This window comes from Bradyrhizobium sp. 23 (assembly GCF_023073295.1).
Taxonomy (GTDB): Bacteria; Pseudomonadota; Alphaproteobacteria; order Rhizobiales; family Xanthobacteraceae; genus Bradyrhizobium; species Bradyrhizobium canariense_D.
Map to the genome: position 1 here is coordinate 36,153 of NZ_JADPJF010000124.1, position 1,756 is coordinate 37,908.

Below are 1,756 nucleotides of genomic sequence, written 5' to 3' on the forward strand. Positions count from 1 at the left end.
CGCCTTCCTCGCGGCCGAGGACAAGAATTTCTATGAGCATGGTGGCATCGACTACACCGGCATGGCGCGCGCCGGCGTGGTCTACATCCAGAACTACGGCTCCAACCGCCGTCCGCAGGGCGCTTCCACGATCACCCAGCAGGTCGCCAAGAACTTCCTTCTGACCAACGAGGTCTCCTTCGCGCGCAAGATCAAGGAAGCCTTGCTGGCGATGCGGATCGAGAAGACCTACTCGAAGGACAAGATCCTCGAGCTGTATCTGAATGAAATCTATCTGGGCTTAGGTGCCTACGGAATCGCGGCTGCGTCGCTGGTTTATTTCGACAAGTCGGTGAATGAGCTGACCGTCGCGGAAGCGTCCTATCTCGCGGCGCTGCCGAAGATGCCCGCGACGCTGCATCCTGTCCGCAACCGCGACCGCGCCATCGAGCGCCGCAACTACGTGATCGATCGTCTGGTTGAGAACGGCTGGGTCAAGCAGGCCGACGCCGACAAGGCGCGCAAGGAGCCGCTGGCCGTTACCAGCCGTTCCAACGGCGCCCACACCTTCGCCGGCGAATATTTCGCCGAGGAAGTGCGCCGCGACATCTTCGAGCGCTATGGCGAGAAGAAGCTGTATGAGGGCGGCCTTTCGGTCCGCACCACGCTCGATCCCAAGATTCAGGTCATGGCGCGCAAGACCATGGTCGCCGGTCTCGTCAACTATGACGAGCAGCAGGGCTATCGCGGCGCAATCAGCAAGCTCGACATTTCGGGCGACTGGGGCGTGAAGCTCGCCGAAATCAAGTCTCTGTCCGATATCTCGCCGTGGCGCATGGCGGTGGTGCTGGAGACCAGCGACCAGTCGGCGCGCATCGGCTTCCAGCCGAGCCGCGAACTCGGCGGCGCCGTGAGCAAGCAGCGCGAGACCGGCCTCATCACGCTCGACGGTATCAAATGGGCAAGAGCGGCCTCGGGGGCTGCGAAGGGCAGGGCGGCGAGTGCGGTGTCGCAGGTGCTCCAGCCCGGCGACGTGATCTACGCCGATCCGCTGTACAAGGACGCCCAGCCTGTCGAAGGGCAGTACCGGCTGCGCCAGATCCCGGAAGTGTCCGGCGCGATGGTGGTGATGGACCCCTGGACCGGTCGCGTGCTGGCGATGGTCGGCGGCTTCTCGTTCGACCAGAGCCAGTTCAACCGCGCCACGCAGGCCTATCGGCAGCCCGGTTCGTCGTTCAAGCCGATCGTCTATTCGGCTGCGCTCGACAACGGCTATACGCCTTCGACTGTCGTGCTCGACGCCCCGATCGAAATCGATCAAGGCCAGGGCGCGGGCGTGTGGCGGCCTGAAAACTTCTCCTCGGGCAAATTCCAGGGGCCGGTGACGCTGCGCAACGCATTGCGGCAGTCGCTCAACACGGTGACGGTGCGCCTCGCCCAGGACATCGGCATGCCCTTGATCGGCGAATATGCCCGCCGCTTCGGTGTCTATGACGAACTGCCGAACTATCTGTCCTACGCGCTCGGCGCCGGCGAGACCACGGCGATGCGCATGGTCACGGCCTATTCGATGCTCGCCAATGGCGGCCGCCGGGTGAAGCCGACCCTGATCGACCGCATCCAGGATCGCTACGGCCACACCATCTTCAAGCACGACCAGCGCGAATGCCGTGGCTGTGACGCGCCCGGCGGCTGGAAGAACCAGAACGAGCCGCAGCTGATCGACCGCCGCGAGCAGGTGCTGGATTCCATGACCGCCTATCAGATCACCGAGCTG

Annotated in this window: 1 protein-coding gene; it reads left to right on the top strand. The window is 64.0% G+C overall.

The window, feature by feature from the left end:
* Positions 1-1,756 (top strand): transglycosylase domain-containing protein (locus IVB32_RS29320; protein ID WP_247412182.1); only part of this gene is annotated, 1,756 nt, incomplete at both ends.